This is a genomic window from Chitinophaga jiangningensis (assembly GCF_900142605.1).
Classification (GTDB): Bacteria; Bacteroidota; Bacteroidia; order Chitinophagales; family Chitinophagaceae; genus Chitinophaga; species Chitinophaga jiangningensis.
Window position 1 is genome coordinate 367,352 of record NZ_FRBL01000008.1, and the last position, 23,801, is coordinate 391,152.

A 23,801-nucleotide genomic window follows, 5' to 3' on the forward strand; every position below is an offset into this window, starting at 1 on the left:
ACATGCGCCACGATTGTTTCAATCACCGGGTTATTTTGTTACAAATAACTGGTTTCCAAATATTTTTTAGTGAGATGAGGCCGACGGCTTTTTATAACTGGCAGCGTATTGGGAAGGCGTTTCGTTGAACTCCTGCTTAAAGAATTTACGGAAAACTTTAGGATCATTGTACCCCACCTGGTAAGCAATTTCGGAAATGGAAAGGCCGCTGGACTGCAATAACCGCGCAGCCCTTTTCAGCCGGATGGAGCGTATGAAGTCCAGCGGGGATTTACCGGTGAGCGACATAATTTTACGGTAAAGCGTAACGCGACTCATACACATTTCAGTGCTCAGTTCCTCCACGGAAAAGCTGGCATTATCCAGGTTACGTTCCACAATTTCAAGGGCCTGCTTCATAAACTGCTCGTCCACAGGCGTAATGGTTACTTCGCTTGGGTTCACCTCGATCTGCTTCTGGAATCTTTTCTGTAAATGCATTTGATGTGCTATCAGGTTACGGATACGGGATTCTACTACCTCGTAGGTAAAAGGCTTGGTGATATAATCATTAATACCGGCATCCAGCGCCTCGAGCTGCTTTTGCTCACTGCCCATAGCCGTTAATAAAATAACGGGAATATGTGCAGTTGCCCTCTCGCCGCGGATCATTTTAGCCATGGTCACACCATCCATTAAAGGCATCATTACATCGCTGATGACCAGGTCCGGCAATAGTTGCTTTGCTTTCTCCCAGCCTTCTTTACCATTGGTGGCTTCTTCCACGTCATAAAGTCGTTTCAGGTTGTCTTTCAGGTAAAAGCGCAGGTCTTCATTGTCCTCCACTACCAGGATGGTTTTCCTGCGGCTGCCCTTTTCCTGCGATTGCAGTGCATCCTGTTCCACGGTCGTATCCGGCGTTTCAACAGGTGGGATATATATTTTTTTAGCAGGCAGTGTTACGGTAAAACAGGTGCCGCTGCCCGGGTTGCTCGTAACTGCGATGGTGCCACCATGCAGCTTTACAAATTCCCGGGTGATGGCCAGTCCGATACCGGTACCCTGGTTTACCATGCTTTCCGGCACTTCCGACTGAAAATACCTTTCAAATATTTTTTCATGCTGCGCCGGCGGGATACCGATGCCGGTATCACTTACCTTTAATATCACGCTACTTTCCTGCGGTTCATATTGCAGCTCCACTTTTATGGCGCCATTATCCGGCGTGTATTTGAAGGCGTTAGAAATCAGGTTCAATAAAATCTTCTCAACCTTATCCTTGTCGAAGTAAATTTCCAGGTTGTCGATACTGGCGGAAAAGGACAATTGAATATTTTTTATACCGGCGATATCTGTAAATGACAGGCTGATCTCCCTACAAAACAGCACGATATCACCTACGGAAGGATACAACCTGATTTCCTCTACCTCCATCTTCCTGAAGTCCAGCAATTGGTTTACGAGATTCAGTAACCGCCGGGCATTGCGCAGCACGAGGCTTAGCTGCTGTTGCTGGTCGGGATCAGTAGTTTGTTTTATGATGCGGTCCAGCGGTGCAATGATAAGGCTGAGCGGTGTTCTGAATTCGTGGCTCACATTGGTGAAAAACTTTGTTTTTATCTGGTCTACGGCCTGGGCCCTTTCCGTTTCCCTCCGTTGCTGCTGTACCTGGAAGCGCATGTGTACCCTATCCAGCATCAGTTTACGCGCCAGCCAAAGCAGGGCAGCTGCAAACAATACATAGCACAGGTAGGCCAGGGGTGTTTGCCAGAAAGGAGGTGTGATGGTAATGTCCAGACTTCTTACCGGGCTCCAGGAGCCATTGCTGTTCATCACCTTCACTTCAAATACATAATGCCCCGGATCCAGGTTGGTATAGGTAGCCCGGCGCCGGCTTTCATCAGCATAGATCCAGCTTTTATCAAAACCAGTGAGCCGGTACGCATATTTATCGTACCTGCCGGGTGCAAAATTCAGGGAGGCGAACTCGATGGAAAAAACGTTCTCGTTGTATTTCAGGTGTAAGGCATCCAGTTGCGAAATGGATTTTTCCAGTAGTATCCTGTTGTGAATCACCTGCCCCGGCTGTACCGGTTTATTCAACAGCTCCATGCCCGTAAGCGCCACGCTGATAGTGCTATGCGCCGGCACAGCTGTTTGATCCGGCTGGATAATATTAAAACCGGCAGGCCCGCCGAAAATCAGTTCACCACGTTGTGTTTTTAATGCGGCATTTTTATTAAACTCACGGCTTTGCAGGTTGTTGGACTCATCATAATTAATAACGGTAACGGTTGTACGTTCTTTACTGTAGTGTGGTATTACATTACATAAACCATTAGGGGTAGATACCCACAGCGTATGCTGATTATCTTCCAGTACATTTAGTACCAGGTTATCGGGTAAGCCATCCGTAACGGTGAACACTTCAATTTTCCCTGTTTGGCGGTGGATGAGATTGAGCCCTTCACGGGTTCCTACCCACACGTTGCCACTACTATCTTCCTGTAAACAGGTAATATTATTATGGCTGATATTATTTTGGGGGCCTTCCTCGCGGCGGTAGAGCTGTTCCTGTTTTCCATCCGCGCTTCTTACAGAAATACCAGCATCAGTACCGGTCCATAAATTCCCTTTACTATCTACCATCATGGCTGAAATGCGGGAAGTGAGCGGTGCGCCGGGCCCTTTAACGAAATGGTCAAATTTACCGGTGCCGGGATTAAAACGGTCCACTCCTCCTCCCAGCGTACCTATCCAGAGGTTGTGATTTTTATCTTCCACTATTTCCCACACCTTGTCATCGGCTAAACTATTGCTGTCCTTATCATCGTGCCGCCAGGTGGTAAATGATTTACCGTCGAAGCGGGTTAAACCGCCGGTATAGGTACCAATCCACAGTACATCATTATGATCTATGCATAAGCTCACAATTACATTGTTGCCAGGTCCGCTCCCACTTTTGGGATCATGCAGGTATTGCCGGTAGGTGTGCTGCTGCCGGTTGAAATAGATCAATCCTCCGCCGTTGGTGCCAATCCAGAGGTTGCCCTGTTTGTCTTCCACAAAACGGTTTACATCATCATAGGGCAGGCTGCCAGTCACCTCTTCCTTGCGGTGATACCAGGGGAACTGTACAATGCTACTGTTGTAATAGTTCACTCCCATCTTATAAGTACCGAGCCACATGATACCCTTATCATCTTTATAAATAGTGGTAATACTATTTTGACTAATGGACTTGGGGTTATCAGGAATATTGAGCAGGGTGGTTGTTTTGAAGCCATTTTTTTTATCTACCAGCGTAATACCGCCATGATCCGTACCAATCCAGATCAACCCCCGGTTATCCTGTGCCACACTACTCACCATATCAGCGCGGATACTGTTGGGGGATGATTTTTTGTTGAATCGGCGGATGGTATTATCCGCAGGATGAAAAAACACTGCACCGGAATTATAGCCCCAGAGCCACAGGTCACCGTCATTATCTACGTATATGCTGGCAGGTTTATGTACTTCCTGCTGAAGTATGGTGCTGGAAAATATCAGGCGGTTATCAGGTGTGTACTGCTTTAGTGTGCCATTTTGCAGCAGCACCCATATCATACCGGTGGCGGACTCGCCTACGGCGGTGATTTCGTCAGGCGGTGCCGGCTGGTGGCGTGGATTAAAGAGTGTGGTCTTGCGACTACCAGCATCATAGCGATACAGCTCCCCATTATCGTACAGGAACCAGTAACGCTGTTGCCCTTTTGCCATGCTGCGAATCCTGCCGGTCGGCAAGCCGAGAGAACGCAGGTAATCTTCGCTCCGTTGGTTGAAGCGCTCTGTGGAAGGATCGTAAATGCAGGAGCCGCCATCTGAGTGTACCCAAATCTTATTGTCAGGGAGTGGATATAAGGCAGCTACATTATTATCTCTGAGTGAATTACTGTCGTTCGGAAGCGCGCGAAAAATCCTGCTGGAATAGCCATCGTACCTGTTGAGCCCGGACATGGTACCAAACCACAGGTAGCCATTGGCATCCTTGTAAATAGCATTAACCTGGTTATGTGAAAGTCCGGATTGTATATCTACTTTGCGAAAATTATAGAAGTCGTGCTGCGCCATCGCCGCAACGGAATATAAAAGTAATACTGTCCAAAAAAGGTAACGCATCGTCAAGCTGGCACTGTTTTTCCAAATGTACCCATCGTATTTTTACCTGACTTTACCCATATCGATAAAAAGTTGCACTTTATCGACATTTATTGTGTAGATTTAGGGAGTATGAACCAAGTAGCGGCACAACCAAAATTCATCCTGCTGAACGTTGGCAGGGCTGTTCATCAGGCGGACTGGAACTGGAGAAACATTTCCAGCCCTTTCATCCGATTGCATTTTGTCGAGAGTGGAACGGCACAGCTAATTCATGACAATGCCACCTATGATTTAAAGAAAAACCATTTATACCTTACGCCTGCCTACACTAACCATGGCTATAAATGCGAGGGACCACTCACCTTATACTACATCCATATTTACGAGGAAGCTGATAGTCAGGCCAGCCTGTTTGAGCTGCTGGATTTCCCCGTGGAGCTTAAAGCGGACCCGCTGGTAGTGCAGCTGATCAGGCGACTGGCAGCGATTAATCCTGGTCGAGGCTTGCAGCAGTTTGATCCATGGGCATACGATAACATGTCGACGCTGGTGAAAAACATTGCCATACAAAAGAGCATGCCTACGGGCTATGACATGGAAGTGCAGGGCATCATTCACCAGCTGCTGTCCAGGTTTTTGCTGCATGCTTCCGATAAAAAAAACAACATCGATCAGCGCATTTTGCAATCTTTGCAATACATACGCACTAACCTGCACCAGCCAATCAGCCTGGAAACGCTTGCTGCCACCTGCTTTCTGACCAAAGATCATTTTATCCGGCTGTTTAAGCAGCATATAGGCTGCACACCCGGCAAATACATCCAGGAAAAAAAGATTGAAAAGGCGCAGCGCATCATGATGACGCAGGACGTAACCATCAAAGACCTGGCTTATAGTCTGGGCTTTGAAAACAACTCCTATTTCAACCGCTTTTTCAGAAAAATGACGGGCGAAAATCCCGGCAGCAGGAAGAAAAAAATCCGCAGCATAGCCGGCGATGGCAATGCCTGATCACGCGTGTAGCAAAAGAGGATCTATCAAAAGTGAAAGGCTGCCTGGCTCCGCCAGGTACCTTAATAAAATGAGGGTGTATCAGACTTTTGATACACCCTCAAGTAATTAATGCTGCGTTATTCCTTTCCATTGATCCGTCCTGAATGGAACGGCTGGTAAGCCTTCGGCGTTGGCCAGGTTGCAGGCCGGATTATCCGCCCATGCGTACCGCACTGCCACCGGATCAGGCACTTCTGCCGACTGCACCACTACCTGCCTGCCTTTGATGGTAGCCTGCGCCCAATGAAAATGCCCGTCTTTACCGGCTATGGCAAAACCAGTTACTGCCTTCCCGTCTTGCGTAATAAGCCCTGTGGTTGCATTGTCAAAGTCGATGGTGATGGTATTGCCAGTTTTCTTAAATCCTTTATACAGCGGCCCTGCAGCCACCACGTTTTGCTTATACACCTGCTTATCAGCCAGCAGAGCCAGCCTGCGGCCCACTTCCTGCTTATTGGCCGGATGAATATTGTTGCCGTCGCCGATGTCGATGGTACAGGCCATTCCCGTGTTAGGTTGGGACAAGGTGAAGGTTTGTGCCTCTCTCAATTCCGCCCAATCGCTTTCTGAGGGCTCTTCTTTACGCTTCTGGAAGTTGGCCAGCTGCACAAACAGGAACGGGAAATTGCCCTGCTGCCAGCGCTCCCGCCAGTCGGCAATGAGCATCGGAAACAAGGTTCTGTAATCGTAAGCCATGTAGGTATTGGATTCTCCCTGGTACCAGATGGCCCCTTTGATCGCATATGGAATCAGCGGATGAATCATGGCGTTGAACAACAGCGTAGGCGAGTATTGAAAATTACGGATAACAGCCATAGCCGGCTCCGCTCCTCTTTTGAACAGCCATGTTCCTGCAAGTGATACCTTTGTAGTACCATCAGTGATATACAAATCTTCTGCAGGTCCATTTAAACCGCCACTACCCCACAACACGGCGAGCCGGATGGAGATGTTGTTTTCACCAGCCTGCACTACCCCTGCCGGGATATCGAAAGTATGTACCGGTGCGGCATTCCAAACATTCTTACAAATTTCTTTTCCGTTGATGTAGAGCGAATAGGTCATTTCCGGGTGCCCTGCATTTACTTTCAGGGGCTTGCCTGCAAACGAAGCCGGCAACGTGATTTTCTTACGCAGCCAGATGATACCGTCTCCTGATTCATGCTTAAACTGACCCGGTGCGTTGAGCTTGTCCCAGTCGGCATCCGCATAGGCCGGTTGTGTGAGAATTTTATCTGCATTGGCCTGCGGCTGATTTACCATCTCCCAGAAACGAATGTTGTTAAGACTATCCTGTACAAAATCGTTGGGCGTCAGCGTATCCACCGCTGCCATCTTATCTTTCATCACCGGCCACTTCGCCAGCTTTTCCTTGCTGGTCCATGCTTCCGCCGGAGTACCACCCCAGGTACTCTGAATAATGCCTATTGGCACCTGTTGGTCCTGTTGTATTTTTCGGGAGAAGTAATAGGCCACTGCGGATAATTCTTTCACGCTGGAAGCGTCACACACTTTCCAGCTGCCCGAGGAGATGTCGCTTTGCGGGCTGAGTTGCTTATCCTGTTTTACGATAATAAAACGAATCTGCGGATGATTAGCATTAGCGATTTCCTTTTGTGCATCCTTCGCCTGCTGCACCTGCCATTCCATATTGGACTGACCTGATGCCAGCCATACATCTCCAATTAAAATTCCTGAAAACTTAACGCTGGTAGCAGTTTTCCCTTTTTCGGACACCGTTAGCTCATAAGGCCCACCTGCTTTTAGTTTTGGAAAACGCAGTATCCACTTCCCTTCCCCGTCCGCCTGTGCTGACGCATGGGCAGCACCCAGCTGTGCAACAACCGTAGCACCCGGCGCGGCTTTACCCCATACGGGAATCGCTATATCTCTCTGTAAAACCATATTATCACCAAATACTTTTGGCAGGGACAGCTGGCCGTAACTATAGGATGGAAAAATCAGGCAGCAGCAAAGCGCCAGTGCCATCCAGGATAATTTTAAACAAGACTTCATATTTTTCAAATTACAGCATTATTTGAATTAATTATAGTGGATGGATTTCCGCCACAAAACCTCCGCGGCGCAGCAGTTTCACATCAATGGTACTGGATTTGTCCACCACTTCATACCGCGTACTCAGCACCTTGTCGTGTGCGCCATCGGTGATTAAGGTGAGTCTGTACTTTACGCCTTCCGGCAGAAAATTAAAAGGAATAGCTTTTGTTTCCTCTCCCAGCGCAGCGCTGATAGCGCCTATATACCAGCTGCTACCTTTGCGGCGGGCCAGTATCATATTTTTCCCCGGATATCCGTCCAGTAACCTGGTATCATCCCAGGCCACCGGAACATTTTTCAGAAACGACTTAGCAGCATCCGGAAGCTGCTCATAGCCATCAGGGCGATCCGCCATGTGCAGCATGCCCGATTCAAAAACGATGCTCAGCGCCAGCTCATGGCCGTAGGAAGTGATATGCGGAAATTGTGAATTAGTGAATGTAACCGGCGTGTAATCCATCGCGCCTACCACGTTGCGGGTGAAAGGCAGTATGGTATTGTGTATGGGAGCGGCCGTTGTAAAAGCGGGATCATAATTATACCACTCCGCTCCTCTTACAGCTTCATAGGTAAGCAGGTGCGGATAGGTGCGGGACCAGCCGCGCGGCACCAGGCAACCGTGGAAATATACGAGGATCTTAAAGTCGGCCGCATCCTTCAGAATGTCCAGGTAGTATTGGATCATCTCCTGTTTTTCACTTTCAAAAAAGTCAACTTTAATACCTGCCACACCCAGTTGTTTCAGCCAGGTAAATTCCTTTACCCTGCTCTCGTGCGTCAGAAGTCGATTCCGCGGCGTAGAGCTCACACTGGTGTGCGGCCCGCCGGAGTTATACCACATCAATGGTTTGAGGCCTTTGGAATGAATATACCGGATGGCATCTTCCAGCTTACCGCCATTGCCCATAGCGTCCCATTCCCAGTCGAGCAGGGTATAAGGCCAGTTCATTGCTGCCGCCAGGTCGGCAAAGGCGCATACAATTTTATAATCCATGGTGCCGTGATTGCTGGACCAGTAGTTCCAGCTGGCAATGCCAGGTTTGATCCAGTCTGTTTCTTTGACTACTGCCGGTGCTGAAACATCGTCCACCAGTGTAGAGGCCACCACGTCAGCCAGCGAGCCTAATATAATCACGCGCCAGGGCGACTGCCAGGGGAGTTGTATAACAGGCTGTGAAGCACCGTGGCCATTACCGTCTGCCGGGTTGGGAAAGGTAAGTTTATAGGTGGCTGCATTGGTCAGGTTCGACAGCTTGGTGCCGCAGTAGGAACCATTCAGGTCCGCCTCGTGGAGGAGGAACCAGCAGGAATCATGTTTGGATTTAAATAATCCCGGGTAGCCCCACTCCCCTTTTTGCACACTGGTATCACTCATCACGGAATAGAGCAGTTCATTAGGCGGGTTCCATTTTTCCAGCCAGCGGGTGGTTTCATTGGGGATAGTATAAGCCGTTAATTCATCTGTTACCGTATAGCTGCCTGACTTTTCAGGAAACTCGTAGCGGAAGGCGATACCGTCGTTATAGGCCCGCACTACCAGGTTGAGGGCGGCGCCAGTGGGGTTTACAAACGAGTAACTTACTTCATTTGCCGTATTGGTACAGGCTGATCTTTTGCCATGGAGGGCGGTATAAGTATCCTGCACCAGGCGCGGTTTACCTGCTTTCAGGAATTTCAGTTGTTGGGAAAAGTCCTGGTCGTTGCGGGTAAGCCCCAGGCTAATATTGGGTATTATCTCCTGCTGTCCACAGGCCACGCTTAAATACCAGGCCCCTGTGGTACCCGTTTGTACCGGGTGTAGTGCAATTTTTATTTTTCCATTGGGAGATGTAAGTGTTGCTTGCTGCGCGGCTGCGGAAGATAGCAGGCCAACGGTTAAAAACATTACCCATAAACTTTTGACATAGGTCTGCAAACGAGATAGCAGTAACTCGGATTTCATAAACGTGGATTAGCATAATCAGGAAGCCGGGGTTAATTTGTTTTGCATTCTTCAAATCGTTACCGTTTTAAACCACCCCGTTCCCGATTATATTTTAAAAAAACAGTATGACTGTATAAGCAGTCAGTAGCTGCAAAACTAACAGTATCCCGCGTGACAGGGAGGTATAGAATGATACCTTTATAGTATCCAAATGTTGCAATTTGCCCCGTATGCCTTTCTCTTTCCCCTTTTAGTTTGCCGGCCTCACCGGCTAATTTGCCCTGTTCGGCTGATTCGGTATCGATGGCTACCACCACTGGGGCTAGTTTTACATCATCGATCAAAAAAAATTGTCAAACAACAAAAACATACCCAAATGAACAGAAACGCTTTAATGATTGCGCTTGGCATATTCAGCAGTAACATTGTATTAGCCGGTAATGCTAACCCTGAAAAAGATAAGACAATGGCAGAAAAGCATTCGGCTGTCGACAACCCGGCAGCAGTTCGCCCCTTTAAAGCACATGTATCCGACAAGGAACTTGCTGACCTCAAAAAACGCATTAAGGCTACCCGCTGGCCTACAAAGGAAACCGTGAAGGACCGCTCACAGGGGGTAAACCTGGATAAATTCCAGGAGCTGGTGAACTACTGGGAAACTAAGTACGACTGGCGAAGGGCGGAAGCAAAACTCAATTCCCTGCCACAATACCTCACCAATATTGATGGACTGGATATTCACTTTATCCACGTTCGCTCCAAACACCCGAATGCCATGCCTATTATTATTACACACGGCTGGCCGGGCTCTATATTCGAGCAGCTGAAAATCATCGGTCCGCTGACCGACCCAACCGCATACGGCGGCAAAGCAGAAGATGCCTTTGATGTGGTAATCCCCTCCATGCCGGGATATGGCTTTTCCGGCATCCCTACCGAAGCTGGCTGGGGACCAGAAAGAATCGGTAAGGCATGGGATACGCTGATGCACCGGTTAGGCTACGAAAAATATGTATCACAAGGGGGCGACTGGGGCGCCGTAATTTCGGATGCCATGGGCAGGCAGGCACCTAAAGGGCTCCTGGGCATACACGTAAATATGCCGGCAACAGTACCTGCGGATATTGCCGCCTTGTTGAAATCCGGCGCACCTGCACCAGCAGGTTTATCGGAGAAGGAAAGGAAAGCCTACGAATCCATGAACAACCTGTACACCAAAGGAGGCGCTTATGCGGGCATCATGGTTACCAGGCCGGAGACTATCGGGTTTAGTTTGGCTGATTCCCCTGCGGGCCTGGCAGCGTTCTATTTCGATAAGTTCAACGACTGGACCTACAGCGGCGGTGATGCGGAAAAAGTATTGTCAAAGGATGATATGCTGGATGATATCACACTGTACTGGCTCACTAACACCGGCACCTCTTCTAGTCAGCTCTATTGGGAAAATAACAATAACAACTTCAACGTAGTGGAGCAGCGCACCAGGGAAATCAAAGTTCCGGTAGCTATCACCGTATTCCCAGGCGAAATTTATCAGGCGCCAAAAACATGGGCAGAAAAAGCATATCCAACATTGAACTACTTCCATGAAGTGAACAAGGGAGGACATTTTGCAGCATGGGAAGAGCCACAGTTATTTGCGGAAGAGTTAAGAGCAGCGTTTAAATCGCTCAGATAGGGGTTGGGCAATGGTGAGCAATAAAGCCCGCGACGATCGCGGGCTTTTGCTTTTTATGCTTTGCCGCTTTTTACAGCCACTTATAACAACCTGCAGCCATTATAAGTGCTTTAGGAAATTACGCTGTTTGTGAGTCGCTCAGCCGGCACCTGCCTGCTACGCACTTTATAAAACTTAGCTGCAAACAGGAAGATCACCAGGTAGCAAACGATAGGCAGGTAATACGCCGCAGCAACATCATGGTTAGCTATTTTCCCCATTACCAGCGGAAAAAATGCACCGCCTACAACGCCCATTGAAATAAATGAGGAGGCTTGTTGTGTATGTCCTCCGAGATTTTTTAAACCAAGACTAAAAATCGTAGGGAACATGATGCTGAAGAAGAAGTTGATCATAAACAGACAGGCGTAGGAAGTCCAGCCCCAGCCTTGCGCCACCACGAGGCACATGATAATACTGCCAGCTGAAAAAGTAGCCAGCAGCTTGTTAGGGGCAATATACCGCATGAGCCAGGTGCCGATGAAGCGGCCACCCGCCATGAAGGCCATGAACAATACCATGAAGTTGCCCGCCTTTTCATCGGAAAAGCCCATTACATCATGTCCGTAGTTGATGAAGAAGGTCCAGGTGCCTGCCTGGGCCGCTACGTTGAAAAACTGCGCAACAGCTGCCCATACAAAGTGGCGATGAGAGAACAATCGTTTATCCGTAGTATCATTCGTGGCGGTAGTAGCCGCATGCGCGGTATTTAACGCAGGTACTTTTACCATGGCAAATGCAACAGCCACCAGTGCGATCACGATACCGATAGCGGCGTAGAGGTTTTTCACGGCGCCGAGTGTTTCGCTGTTACCCGTTTCCCGCAGCAGGAAATAAGTCCCTATGGCAGGGCCTATCATGGCCCCTACGGCGTTAAACGACTGGGAGAAGTTAATACGTGCATCGCTGGTGCGCTGATCCCCGAGCATGGCCACAAACGGATGCGCCACTGTTTCCAGGGTAGCCATGCCGCAACCCAGGATAAACAATGCCAGCCTGAACATGCCAAAGGAACTCTTATCAGCAGCTGGAATAAAAAGCAGCATGCCCGCTGAAAACAGGGAGAGTCCGAACAGCACGCCATACTTGTAGCCAAACCTTTTCATGAACATACCCGCGGGAATACTCATGACGAAATAGGCACCAAACACGGACAGCTGTATCAGGCCGGAATCTGATTTCGAGACGTTTAATACATTTTGAAAATGCCGGTTAAGCACATCACTCATGGAATGCGCCACTCCCCAGAGTAAAAATAAAGAGGTAACGAAAATGAAGGTGACAATGAATTTGTTTTCTGTAAAAGGAGTTTTCTTACGTGGAACTGACATAGTGATTAATTTATCAATGATGATCAAGGCAGGCGAAAACGCACTGTAGTAGTATTATCAATATTGGATGCCGCCGCTACCCCTATCTGCGAAGGTTTACCAGCAGGCCATTGCAGGGAAGCGATCTGGTTCCAGGTGATACCGTCGTACGAACCGAAACCCCTGATGGTAGTGCCTGCACGGGTTACTTTAATCCAGTAGGTACCGGTAAGGCGACCATAAGTTACCGCAGGCGCCTGCAGTAATTGCTGCCCTGTAACGGGAACGGGCAAACGTTGAAACAGTTGCAGCTTCCAACCCGGTGCTTCTATCTCTTTCGTTTTACCGGGATAGAGCATAAATGCCGCAAAGGAGGTATCAGCGCGGATCATGATACCCACCGTGGTGAATTGCGAGCTTGGCTGGGGTAATACCTGCATCACCAGCTCATCCCGCTTTGCCAGCGGCCTGTAGGTATAATTAAAGCCTGCTGCAGCGGTATCTGTGAACGTACCACCAGCTTCTACCTTAAATGTGCTGCCATCGTACTGTGCGGTGCCACCCGTGTTTTGCCACTGCAACGGCAATCCACCGGCAGCCATGGCCACCGGCAGCGAAGGCGCTGTTTGCACACCGCTCACGGTATAGTAATATATGGTACCTTTTTTAGCAGTGGAATCGTAAAAGGTAGTATTCTCGCTGGTACCTATAGTAACGTATGGTCCTTTTCGTTGGGTAGCACGTTTGATAACGTACGAAGCCACTCCGTGGAGGCCCACCCAGGTGAGCCTGCTGGCCGATGGAACCGCTGCCAGCACTAAACCCGCAGGGATAGCGGTAGCATTTACATCTCCCGAATTACCCACCTGCACAGGATCAATGGAAAAAAACAAAGTGCCATAACCCGGATGATCAGCACCAGGCAAACCGGGGCCTTCCGGCCGTAGCTTGTCTGCCGCAGCCTGGGTAAAAGGCGCCGCTAATCCCCTGCGGTGCACGTAATGGTTGTATACCTGCTCATACACCGCCCGCAGGTTACCCCGCGCCAGCTCCGAGGGCTTGCTGTGAGCGTATTTCCCGGTGCGGTCCAGCATCGGCGTATAGGCGATATCGTTGTCCCCAAGATTATATTTTGCCGTGTATTCAAAACCTTTCAGCAGCCTGTTATCTGCATAGCCGTAGAGGTCCAGCCCCTGATGCCAGGCCATTTCGCAGCACTCCGCCAGCATACCGATACCCAACTGCGTATGTGCCTGGTCTCGCCCCGTTTCCTGCACCTGCCCGTAGTCGTTGATGATATAGTGCGTCAGGCTCCCGTTACCCCAACCATCCACATAATACCGCACCGCTTTCTCGAAGATCTCCCGGTCGTTACAGAAAATTCCTATGGCCATCACCGTTTTAAGCGCCGCGTCATCCCAGTTGCCGTTGGCAAAGGGCGCAAATTCCGCCAGCACGGGATAAATCACTTTCAGAAAATGCTGCTCCGTACGCGTGACGGCCGCTGTGGACCAGCCAGCATTAGTGTACCTTAAAATCTCCGCAGCATTTACCATTTTAAACGGACCCAGGCCAGCCATCAATATAGCATCCTTACCGGTAATGGATTGCAGCGTATTACTCCATGCATCCACAATACGGATAGCTGTTTGCGCATAGCGCTGATCCCCGGTCATCGCCCACATCACCGCGTTCTGGTACGCTGCGTTAGCATCACTGTCATAATCCGTTTGCCCGACAGTAGGATTCCTTCCTACCATCGCCAGCGGACCTTTGGGCTGATACGCCCATTTTGAAAAAGGACTATTTTCAAATACTTTGTAGCCTTCATATATGGGCGACCGCCGCGCCGCCACCGCTGCTTTCATACGCTGCAAATCGGCTGCACTGTGCAGCAGCCCCGGATGCGCAAATACCGGCGACTGCCCCATTACACAATGGCCTAACCCCAACGTACACACTACTATTAAAAACAACTGTTTCAACCAACACCTCCTTTATTTTTTATCGACCTGTCTGTCTGAAAATAATCGCCTGCCCACCCTTGGCTGCCAGGCTTACCGGCAATTTATCCTTACTATTCACCTGTAAGGTGCGCTTACGAATGGACCGATTTTCCCCGTCTTCATAGATGGTGACAGTATACGTAACACCCCGCCGCAGGAAGGAAAGATCCAGGGAGGTTTGCCAATCATTTAAGCCAGCGGCGCAACCCAAAAACCAGGTATCGCCCTTGCGCCTGGCCACCGCTATACCTTTGCCGATATCCCCTGCCAGGTAATGCGATTCATTCCAGGTAGTAGGCACCTCGTCATAGAAAGCGATTTCGGCGTCATTCGTATAGTCGTTGGGTTGACCATACCAGAAAATCGCCTGCAGCGGACTGTAAAAAACCACGCTCAGCGCCAATTGCTGGGCTTTAGACACTTTGATATGCTTCGCGAAATCAAATTTCGAATTGGGAAAGCAAAAAGTAAAATCAGCAGCCCCGGCAAAAAAACGGGTAAACGGCAACGTGGTATTATGAAACGCATCGGGACTGTTTTCATTGCCTCTGATGCCCTCTTGTGTGAGTAATGCAGGATAAGTCCGGCTTAAACCGGTAGGCTTATAGTTGTCGTGTATATCCAATATAAATCCATATTGCTGCACCTTCCGGATCGCCTGCGATAACCAGGTAAGGCCCGATTGTGTGAGCCCGTCCACAAAGCCAAACTTCAAACCTGCTACGCCCCATTGTTTATACAACGGTAAAATGGTATCCAGCTTACTTTTTAGTCCTACGTAATTTACATACAGGATAACACCGATATTTTTCTCCTTGCCATAGGCAATTACTTTCGGCATATCGATCGCCGGAATTACCTGGCAGGGATCGGAGGATGATTGAAACTCCGCGCCATACCATCCTGCATCAAACATGATATACTGGAAATGATGTTTCACGGCAAAGTCGATACAATCCAGTCCACTCTGCGTATTCAGCTGCGCACGGATTAATTTGCCGGGTTTAATCCACGACAAATCTCCTGCTGCCGGGGCATCCGCCAGTTTTAAACTCAGGCTCCGGCAATGCGCCAGGGCCAGCGCCGAGCCGGCAATACTCATTGTTCTCCACGGTGTAACAATATTGTTCCGGAAGGCCACGAATTTATCCCGCGGAAATTTTACAGCGAGTGTATTGCCATCCCCGCCACGGGCGAGCTCCGCTTTGGTATAGGTATAGTTGACCGCCTCTCCTACCTGCCAGTAGCTGCGGCCATCGTGCAGGGTAACCGGGAAATCGGTGGTGGTGGTGAAGGTATCAACGCGGGTGGGCGTAAATACCGACTCCTCGTTGTATTGGTAAATGAGCGGGGACGATAAAAAGGAAAAAGTAGTATACTCATTCAGCTGGTGCACCATCGTGTCCCTAACGGTAACAGCATAACGAAAAGCGATACTGCTGTCCATAACGCGAATGGCTATACTAAACTGCGTACCATCACCCGACTGCAACCGCAACTGCGCCTGCCGGTAGCGGGAATGCAGGGAGTCCTGCTCGCCCAGCGGGCTTGCAAAACTTTTCTGGTGCAGGGCTGGCTGATCATAGCCGGTAATTTTTGCGGCGCTTAATAATTGGTTGTCGACTGCTAAATCCAGTGTGGACCACCTGGTAACAGCCCTGCCTTTAAAGAACACCTGGTAGCTTAGCTTACCAGCCTGCTGGCGCAGGAACATTGCCGTAGTTCCACCCGGCGATTTAATGGTGTAGTTGCTTTGTGCTGCGAGTGCACTGCCATGCAGCATGGCGACACCCAGTATTATCAATAGTTTTTTCATATCAAATTAGTTGCGGGTCGTTTTTTTGAATACCAGGCCATCTACAAATTCACCTACAAACATCCTCGCCATATCCGCTGTTTTATACCAGCCTGGCTTGCCTTTCATATCGTCGGAAATCAGCACACCGTTAACCCGCAGGTTTTCGAATACCACGTTGCTGATGCGGCGGTCTTTACTGTAGCCGGTGATGATTGACAGCTCCGGGTTACTACCGTTGTAGGTCACATTTTTAAACAATACATTTTCTATCCCTCTGCCCGGTGCGGTACAGTATTTTTTATTGAACGGAATTTGCAGGTGTACGATTTGTCCGCAGCGGATACTCTCAATGCGTATATCCTCAAACGTTACATCTTTCACCAGGTTGTTATCACCTGCGTTGATGGCCATGCAGCCCTGGTAGTCCACCTGTTTTTCCTGGTGTTCCAGGATGTCGATATCGCGATAATGAATACCTTCGATCGTATCCGGCGCCGGCGTGTTGCCATGCAAACCGATGTGCACCGGATGCGCCACATCCGCCCAGAGGGTGGAGTGCTGCATCACAATATTGCGGCATCCGCCGGTATAGCCTTTACGGGTGGCATACACAGTGCTGCAATCGTCTGAATTGCGGCAAAACACGCGGTCGTACAATACATTGTTGCTGGCAAATACATTCATACCGTCGCCCCATTTGTGGGAGCTGATACTCTTCACATTCCTTACCGTTACACTGTCGGAGCTGCCTACCGGGCACTGGGTGAGGCATATCCCTTCCACCAGTACATTTTTAGTGTAGGAAATTTTCACTCCTTCCTGTTGGGGAGATACTATGATTCCCCTGCCGGTAATCTGCACGTCGCGGGCGCTGTCCACCTCGATGCGGCCCATTATCACCGCCCCTCCTGCCAGGTATACGGACTTCCCGGAAGTTACCTGCAACACCCCTCCTTTAATTTCATGAAAGCCCGGGCCGTAATAAATCACGTTCTTATCTTTTACATCCGGGATATCTGTTTGAACAGGGTTTGCAAACAAATGGAGATTATGGAATTTATCGCCGTTGATTTCTACGGAAATATTTTTAGGTTGCTGTAACCGGAAATATACCGTATTGTTAGACATCGTATAGGCGATACCGTAAGACAGCGGCCGGATTGCTGCTTCGCGTACCTGCTGCGTATTACTGGTTACCGAAACCTCCACTTCTCCTGAAAAATCGAATGCGGCCATCGATGCATTTTCTACATGATGATCGATGCCTCTTACTTCATCTACCTTCACGTTGTATTCGTACATATCCTGCCATTTTCCGCCGGGTGTCCGCACTTTTACGGTGAAGTCGCCGTTGTGGGCTTTGTTGCCTGCTTCAGGCCCGGGAAAGGGATATACTACCAGCTGGGACTGTGCTGTACAAACTACAGAAAACAGTGCACAAATTATAATACCTGTTAGACTTGTTAAGGTCCGTTCTTTGTTCATCATTGGAAATTTTAATTTTTTTTTGCGATCAGCGGATGCCTTCGGCATCCGCTGATCGCTGGGGGGTGAGGGCCTGCGGCCCTCGCCCCCCAGCATTTTAAGTAGCAGCAAGACCTGCTACCCTCACTCTCTGCACGTAAGTTGCAGACCTTAGCGGCGTAACTACAACCAACAAAACACAATCCTTTGCTGCTTACCCCCTTTGCTGCTTTGCGTGAAAAAAAGATCGCTCTACTGGCGCCGAAGCGCCGCAAACAAATGTCTTTGCGAGCTTAAAATCCTTATGCCGCTTTGCGAGAAACAGAACTGCTATTTAACCACTCCGTAAAACTCTATTTCCGCTATGTTACAATTGCCTGCCGGCGCGTAGTAATAAACATATCGATAACTGTTAGTGGTGGAAATTTGCGCTTCCGTGTAAACGCCTGTTGGTGGCGCGGTGGCAATGGTGTACAACACGGTGTAATCCGTGAGTGTAGGATCGTTTGTACCGCGGATTTGTGCGCCCACCATGCGGGCACCGTTTCCACTGCGCGGTACATACCGCACTGATTTCAGCAAGGCAGTTTTACCTGCTCCTATATCGTAACCCACGTAGCCGGTGGCAGTAGCGGCGTCCACATAGGTGTTGATGTTCCCGTCTACCGCAGCGGCAATGGTGGTGGCCGCATTATTTGACCAGGAGCCGGCATGCCCAAACAACGTACCACCCAGCTTTTGAACGCCAATCAGCAGGTAAGCACCGGCCAGCCGCTGACCATCCACCACCAGGGTCACAGTGCCGGAAGGTGCATCCGGTACTTTGAATTTCACCTGCTCGTTCGTGAGGCTGGTTACTTCCGCAGCAGTGCTGCCAACAAAAACCTGTACCAGCGATTTATCCGTTCCAAAATTTTTACCACTGAGTGTCACGTCGTCCCCGGGCTGTGCCTGGGCGGTACTCATAGCCAGCAGCGTGGCTGCAGGCTTGAAGGTAAATACCTGCGGCAGTGAATCTCTCTTCCCAAAAATTTCAACGGTAATTACACCGCTAACACCTTTCGCAGGCGCCTGCACTACAATTTTGTTATTGGTAACACTACGCACGGTATCTGCCTTTACATTGCCGAAATATACTTTTACGGCCCCCACTACTTCGCCAAAGTCCTGCCCCTCAATGGTGATGTTGCCCATCGCATATCCCTGCTTAGGCGAAAAATCTTTCACCACCGGGGCCGGGTAATTGAACTGCCTGAATTGTGCGTCTTTCTCACAGGCGGAGAACAGCATACCGCCTGCGAGTAGCAGACTGCTGATCATATGTTTAGTCATATTTTAGAATTAAAGCGGTTAATAACCAGGGTTCTGCAACAGGTTTTTGTTCAGGATAATCTGCGAGGTTGGAATCGGATACAGGTAGTGCTTTTGCGCCACGCTGTTATTCCTGGAGCTGGCTACCACCACGCATTTCAATACACCTGCCGGTGTAGCCACCGCTTCTTCCCCAAACACATAACTGGCTGGCTTATACACCGCAGTAGCATTCCCGGCTGCATCTTTAAATGGAGTGGCATAACCCGCATCTCCTACTACCCTACCCAGTCGCGACGGGTTCAGGGACGCTTCCAGTATACCCCAACGCTTCAGGTCATCAAAGCGTTTGCCTTCGCGGTACAATTCCACTGTACGCTCCCTTCTGATTTCTTCCTTCATATCCAAGCCATTGGCAGCGGCCAGCGCGTTAGTGAGATGTGCCACACCGCCACGGTCACGCAGTTTGTTCACGGAGGCATCCAGCTGGGCATCGGTAACAGCGCCGTTTAACTCCACCAGCGCTTCCGCATAGGTCAGGTATACCTCCGCCAATCGGATAATCGGCCAGTTGGCCGACTCCGTACGATCCGTTCTTCGGGTGCCGTAACCATATACCGCGTATTTGCTGTTACCGTAGCCGCTGGTCCCCAACCCGCTGTAGTCCAGCGTTACCGCCGCTGGCGCGGTAGTAGCGCCATAGAGGTAAGTGAGCAGTCGCAGGTCGCGATGCTGAAATTCTGAGGTAGTGGTATGGTAACCCTGGAACAGGGGCGATTTACCGGGAGGCAACCCATCCGTACACACGGCCATATCCACAAACTTGCGGCTGGGGTACAACTGCCAGGCCGTCCAGGAAAGATTGAGGCCCGACTGCCGCAACGTGTAGTCGTATACGGTATACAGGATAAACTCCTTATTGCTTTGCTTATTATAGCCTCCGGGGTTGCTGCCCTCATCTTCAAGATTAAACAGATAACAGGAACTGAGATTACCCATTTTGGTATCGGCATTTTTATTCCAGAGCTCATAGCCGCCGTTGTTAATGATTTGCTGACAGAGGTCCACCGCATCATTGAGGTATTTTGCTGTGTTGGCGGGATCATATCCGGCAGTACCGGCACCTACGCTGGTGCCGTCACCATCGGGGCCCTGCCCCACGTACTTTTCCCAGGTAGCTTCAAACAGTTCCACCTGCGCTTTTAAAGCCATGGCAGCCCATTTGCTGATGCGGCCCTTGTCTGTGGCACCAATATTCTGTTCTGTAGGAAGTGCTGCAATAGCCATATCCAGGTCCGCGAGTATCTGCGTCACCACCTGGTAGCGACTACTCCGTTTATCATACAGCTCCGGCGAATCCACGTTCAGCACTGAGGTTACCAGTGGCACCCCACCATATGTTTTGAGGAGGTTGAAATAAGCGAATGCGCGGAAAAAGTAGGCCTCCGACACATACTGGCTGATGTCGCCGGCACCGGTGTAGGTGGCTGCTTTAGCCAGGAGTGTATTACAGCTGCGTATACCGTTGTAACTCCAGTTGGTGCTGCCCACCGCAATGGTACCGGTGCCAATGTCCGATCCGTTACCGTTTGAATTGGCGGAGATGTCGGACCAGTTGTCCATGGTTGCATAGCTCCAACCGGGTAATTGTCCATAAAAAGCGGTGGCATAGTCCTTGAAATCCGATGGCTTTTTAAAGTACACGGCATCGGTGAACTGTGCATTGGGTTCCAGGTCGATGAAACTCTTCTGGCAGGCCACCATACCTAAACAGAGGCTGCCTATAATGATATTGCTGAGTATAGTTTTCATGAATTCAGTTTTTAGAGGTACACCTTACAGGCCGATGTTTAATCCGAAGGACCAGGTTCTGCCGAATGGATAGCCGCTGTTGATGGAGGCTTCGCCCATTTCAGGATCAAACCCGTCTTTAATGCTCGTCCATTCCCAGAGGTCATTACCGGAGAAGTACACACGTACTTTATTCAGTTTAGCCTTTTCCGTTAGGTGCTGCGGCAGCGTGTAACCGAGGATGAGTGATTTCAGGCGGATGTAGCGGTTGTTCTGCAACATGAAATCGTTATTGCCATAGTTCCAGCTGGAGCGGGTACCGTTTACGGTGAGTCGCGGATACATCGCTTCCGGATTAGCCTCCGTCCAGGTTTTGCCGAGGAACACCGGGTTCTGGTTGGTCCATACGGCTACAAACGGATAGGCCATGTAACCATTGCGCATGATGTTCTGTTTCAGTTGCCCCTGGAAGGTGGTGAAGAAATCAAAATTCTTATAGGAAGCACCGAGGTTGAGGCCAAACGTATAATGCGGTGTACCATCACCGGCGTATACCAGCGAACTTTTTTCATTGCCGATGTTGGTGATATTTTTGGTGCCGGCCACGTCTACCCTTTTGGTGTCGCCGGGGCGGAGGGCCACCGCCTGGTTGTTTTGCGGCATATTGGCCAGCAGCGTGCTTTTGCCGTATGCGGCATAGTAGGCATCTACATCAGCCTGATCGCGGAAGTAGCCATCGGTTTTAAAAACAAACCAGGATTGGTACGGATAGCCGTTCACGATATCATTGCGACCGGCGTTATAGCTGTCGCGCCCTTCCACACCGCTTACCAGCGTATTGGTATTACTGATATTGAAGGTGGCACTGTAGCTGAAATCTTTTTTACTGTCTTTCCAGGAGAGTATCCATTCCCATCCTTTTGTTCTGAAGCGGCCGCTGTTGGTTTTAGGTGCGGAGCCACCCAGCACGGAAGGATAGGTTACATCCACCAGCATACCGATGTTCTCTTTCACGAAATAGTCGAAGTTGGTGGAAAGCCGGTTAGACAGGAAGTTTAAGTCGATTCCGATATTCTGCTGCTTTACTTTTTCCCAGGTTCTGTTATAACTGATGAGGCCATTGTTATTGAGACTGGTAGCCTGCTGCTGCGAGGCAGGAGCGCCCAGTACGGCAGTACCAATGTTAATAGTAGAGAGATAGTCGAATGCACCGAGGCCGGAGGCTTCGTTACCCGTAGTGCCGTAGGTAGCACGCAGTTTACCGAAGGTGATCAGGGAGTGCAGGTTTTGCATGAAGTCCTCGCTGGAAAATACCCATCCCAGTTGCACCGTACCAAAGTTTTTAAATTTATAACCGGAGGCGAAGCGGGAGTTACCATCTCTTCTGCCAACGATTTCCACCAGGTATTTTTCTGCGTAATTGTAGTTGAGGCGGCCCAGGTAGGAGTAGCGGCCATTCAGACTTTTAGACCCACTGTTAGTTTGTGTGGTGGTGGAAGCCAGGCTGATGTCATATACCCCCATATCGGTAAAGCCTACACGCTGTGCGGATACCCACTGGGTGTTGTTTTTTTCCGCATTGATACCGGCCATGGCAGCGATGTTATGTTTACCGAGCGTTTTGTTATAGCGCAGCAGGGCTGAATAGTACTGATAAGTGCCCTGCCAGGCATAGGTATAGTAGACATTGTTGGTGCCATTGGTATTAAGGCCGATGCCGGTAGGCACATTATACCAGTTGTATAACTGTACCGGCAGTACGTAGCGCTCCTGGTTAAAGCGTTCGTTTTGCAGGGAGGCCAGGCCTTCGAGGGCGAGGTCTTTGGTGAGCTGGTAGGTCAGTTTCACGTCGACGCGGCCGGTGAGGGAATTTTTGTTATTTCTGCCGCCGGCTGCGGTCATGGCTGCGGCGTTTCTGTTGGCGCCGCCGTCAACACCATTGAAGGTGGCAAACCAGTTGCCATATGGATTTTTAGCCGGGAAAAACGGCATATCGTAGGCATAGAGTGTGTTGTCCAGTCCTACCGAAGGCTCGCTGGTTTTAGCATCAATCAGGCTGATGTTGGTTTCCAGCTTCAGGTTTTTGGTCAGGTTGTAATCATAGTTAAACCGGGCGTTATATTGCTTTTGCCCATCATAGGCCGTGGCCAGGTTGCCCTGGTTATCCGCATAGCCAAAAGAGAGGCGGTAGGAGGATTTTTCTGTGCTGTTGGAGAGACTTAAATTATGCTGGTAGGAATAGCGCGGTGCAAACATTTCGTCTATCCTGTTGGCGTTATAGATATAGAAATCGGTGCCGTATAAGGCATAAGCTCCCTCGTAGCCCTGCTGCATTTTTTTAAGGTTATCTTCTCCCCATACCCACCAGTTAGGTACGGTTTCTTCCTTATTAGCTTCCAGCCACATGGTGGCGTATTCCTGCATATTGGGGGAGTATCCGGTGATACCGTTGGTGATAAAGCGCATGTTACCGTTATAGTCTACTTTCAGCTTGCCTTTTCCTCTTTTTGTGGTGACGAGAATGACCCCGTTAGCAGCGCGGGAGCCATAAATGGCGGCGGCACCGTCTTTCAGCACAGAGATGTTTTCAATGTCATCCGGGTTGAGGTTTTGAAAGGAGTAGTTGTTGAGGATAGGCACCCCGTCCACCACAATCAGCGGATCACTGCCATTTACGGAGGTGGCGCCGCGGATACGCATGGCAATGCCTTCGTTGCCCGGGCGGGGGGAGCTCCTGGTCACAATTAAGCCAGGGGTTTGCCCCTGCAGCGCCAGCGCGATGTTGGTAACGGCCCTGCTTTCAAATATTTTACCGGATACCTGCTCCACTGCACCGGTAAGTGTGGCCTTTTTCTGTGTGGCATAACCCACCACCACCACCTCATCGATGTTGCCGGAAGGTTTGAGCCTGATATACTGGAAGCTACCATTCACGGGCACCTCTGTTTTTTCGAAATTCAGGTAGCTGACTACCAGCGTGGCGTTGGCTATGCCGGGGAGGGTGAAGGCTCCGTCTTTATCCGCTGTGGTACCCTGTTTGGTACCTTTCAGGATAACGGTAGCGCCAATCAGTGGTTCGCCATTTTCGGCGCTTACCACTTTGCCGGTGATAGTAGCTTTCACCTGGGCCGGCAAATAATTAGTACATAAAAGGAATAGCAATGTTCCGAGAAACCCGGCACATAATGGTAATAGTCTGTTTTTACGCATACCAGTTTTTTTAGTGGCGTTGAACGTGGATAATAAT

Annotated in this window: 12 protein-coding genes; 2 read left to right on the forward strand and 10 right to left on the reverse strand. The window is 49.8% G+C overall.

Annotation, left to right across the window (positions count from 1 at the left end; translation table 11 throughout):
• Positions 1 to 66: 66 nt before the first annotated feature.
• Complete coding sequence (locus tag BUB18_RS22040; RefSeq protein WP_073085211.1) at positions 67 to 4,140, reverse strand: hybrid sensor histidine kinase/response regulator transcription factor; 4,074 nt, start codon at positions 4,138 to 4,140, stop codon at positions 67 to 69.
• Between the two features lie 111 nt (positions 4,141 to 4,251).
• Here BUB18_RS22040 and BUB18_RS22045 point away from each other — a divergent pair, with 111 nt between their 5' ends.
• Positions 4,252 to 5,133: an AraC family transcriptional regulator gene (locus BUB18_RS22045; RefSeq protein ID WP_073085212.1), complete on the forward strand. Its 882-nt coding sequence runs from the start codon at positions 4,252 to 4,254 to the stop codon at positions 5,131 to 5,133.
• Between the two features lie 108 nt (positions 5,134 to 5,241).
• On the opposite strand, the gene BUB18_RS22050 is transcribed toward BUB18_RS22045, so the two are convergent.
• Entirely contained in the window at positions 5,242 to 7,191 is a 1,950-nt protein-coding gene (locus BUB18_RS22050; RefSeq protein ID WP_245805718.1) for a sialate O-acetylesterase, read from the reverse strand.
• A 31-nt stretch (positions 7,192 to 7,222) separates the two neighbouring features.
• A complete protein-coding gene (locus BUB18_RS22055; RefSeq protein ID WP_073085214.1) occupies positions 7,223 to 9,175 on the reverse strand; it encodes a glycoside hydrolase family 97 protein in 1,953 nt (650 codons plus the stop codon).
• A gap of 358 nt (positions 9,176 to 9,533) precedes the next feature.
• Between BUB18_RS22055 and BUB18_RS22065 the strand changes: the two genes are divergently transcribed.
• Positions 9,534 to 10,835 carry an epoxide hydrolase family protein gene (locus BUB18_RS22065; protein WP_073085216.1) on the forward strand — a complete coding sequence of 434 codons (1,302 nt, stop codon included), beginning with the start codon at positions 9,534 to 9,536 and terminating at the stop codon, positions 10,833 to 10,835.
• 110 nt (positions 10,836 to 10,945) lie between these two features.
• On the opposite strand, the gene BUB18_RS22070 is transcribed toward BUB18_RS22065, so the two are convergent.
• From BUB18_RS22070 to BUB18_RS22100, 7 genes are all read right to left on the reverse strand, one after another.
• Positions 10,946 to 12,205: a sugar MFS transporter gene (locus BUB18_RS22070; RefSeq protein WP_073085217.1), complete on the reverse strand. Its 1,260-nt coding sequence runs from the start codon at positions 12,203 to 12,205 to the stop codon at positions 10,946 to 10,948.
• Between the two features lie 23 nt (positions 12,206 to 12,228).
• Positions 12,229 to 14,169: an alginate lyase family protein gene (locus tag BUB18_RS22075; RefSeq protein ID WP_245805719.1), complete on the reverse strand. Its 1,941-nt coding sequence runs from the start codon at positions 14,167 to 14,169 to the stop codon at positions 12,229 to 12,231.
• A gap of 19 nt (positions 14,170 to 14,188) precedes the next feature.
• Complete coding sequence (locus BUB18_RS22080) at positions 14,189 to 16,006, reverse strand: glycoside hydrolase family 97 protein (RefSeq protein WP_083550527.1); 1,818 nt, start codon at positions 16,004 to 16,006, stop codon at positions 14,189 to 14,191.
• A 6-nt stretch (positions 16,007 to 16,012) separates the two neighbouring features.
• On the reverse strand, positions 16,013 to 17,476 hold the full coding sequence (locus BUB18_RS22085; RefSeq protein ID WP_245805720.1) for a glycosyl hydrolase family 28 protein: 1,464 nt from the start codon (positions 17,474 to 17,476) through the stop codon (positions 16,013 to 16,015).
• Between the two features lie 306 nt (positions 17,477 to 17,782).
• Positions 17,783 to 18,784, reverse strand: coding sequence for an IPT/TIG domain-containing protein (locus tag BUB18_RS22090; RefSeq protein WP_073085221.1), 1,002 nt, complete (start codon positions 18,782 to 18,784; stop codon positions 17,783 to 17,785).
• Positions 18,785 to 18,802: 18 nt separating this feature from the next.
• Entirely contained in the window at positions 18,803 to 20,575 is a 1,773-nt protein-coding gene (locus BUB18_RS22095) for a RagB/SusD family nutrient uptake outer membrane protein (RefSeq protein WP_073085222.1), read from the reverse strand.
• Positions 20,576 to 20,599: 24 nt separating this feature from the next.
• On the reverse strand, positions 20,600 to 23,764 hold the full coding sequence (locus BUB18_RS22100) for a SusC/RagA family TonB-linked outer membrane protein (RefSeq protein WP_073085223.1): 3,165 nt from the start codon (positions 23,762 to 23,764) through the stop codon (positions 20,600 to 20,602).
• Positions 23,765 to 23,801 lie beyond the last annotated feature (37 nt).